General features: G+C 73.4%; 2 protein-coding genes. One reads left to right on the top strand and one right to left on the bottom strand.

The annotated features are described in order from the left end of the window. Positions 1–509 (bottom strand): hypothetical protein (locus tag DEIPI_RS30900; protein WP_045234271.1); only part of this gene is annotated, 509 nt, incomplete at its 3' end. A gap of 61 nt (positions 510–570) precedes the next feature. Between DEIPI_RS30900 and DEIPI_RS0112835 the strand changes: the two genes are divergently transcribed. Beyond that, positions 571–789, top strand: a 219-nt coding sequence (locus tag DEIPI_RS0112835; protein WP_027482021.1) for a LacI family DNA-binding transcriptional regulator, incomplete at its 3' end; no start/stop codon positions are given.

Genomic DNA, 789 nt, shown 5'->3' with positions numbered 1-789 from the left:
ACGGGCGTGAGGCCCGCGCCGAGCAGGGGCGCGCCGATGGCGGCCCCGCCGAGGGTGCCGAAGCTGAACCACGCGTGGAACGACGAGAGCACGGGCCGCCCGAGGCGGCGCTCCACCGCGACGCCCTGCGCGTTCATGGACACGTCGAGCGCGCCCGTCACGACGCCGTACACGAACAGCGCGAGGACGAGCGTGACGAGGTCCGGCGCGAGCAGGGGCGGCACGAGCGTGAGGGGGTTGAGCAGCGCGAGGGGCCGCGTGAGGGCCCGGCTGCCGTACCGGGTGATGAGGTTCCCGGTGAGGGGCATGGAGACGAGGCTGCCGATCGCGATGGCGAGCAGCACGAGGCCCAGCACGCGCGGCTCCAGGCGCAGCGCGTCGCGGACGGTGGGGACGTGCAGCACCCAGGAGGCGAAGACGAAGCCGTTGCCGAAGAAGATCGCCGACGTGGCCCAGCGGGCGCGGAGGGCGTTGCCTGTGGGGACGGGGGTGGACTCTGTTCGGTGCATGGTCGGACCTCGGAGGCTGAAACGATTCAGCTGAATCGTTTCAGTACCGTAGCATGAGCCCGTGCCCACCTCCAAGCCCCCCGGTCCCCGGGCGCGCCGCGCCACCCTCAAGGACGTGGCCCGCGAGGTCGGCGTGTCCCCCGCGACCGTCTCCAACGCCTACAACCGCCCCGACCAGCTCTCGCCCGCGCTGAGGGAACGCATCCTGGAAACCGCGCGCGAGCTCGGCTACAGCGGCCCCGACCCGCTCGCGCGCGGCCTGCGGCGCGGACGGAGCGGC

The sequence above is a fragment of the Deinococcus pimensis DSM 21231 genome, assembly GCF_000519345.1.
Lineage (GTDB): Bacteria > Deinococcota > Deinococci > Deinococcales > Deinococcaceae > Deinococcus_A > Deinococcus_A pimensis.
This window is presented reverse-complemented; position numbering and strand designations above follow the sequence as displayed.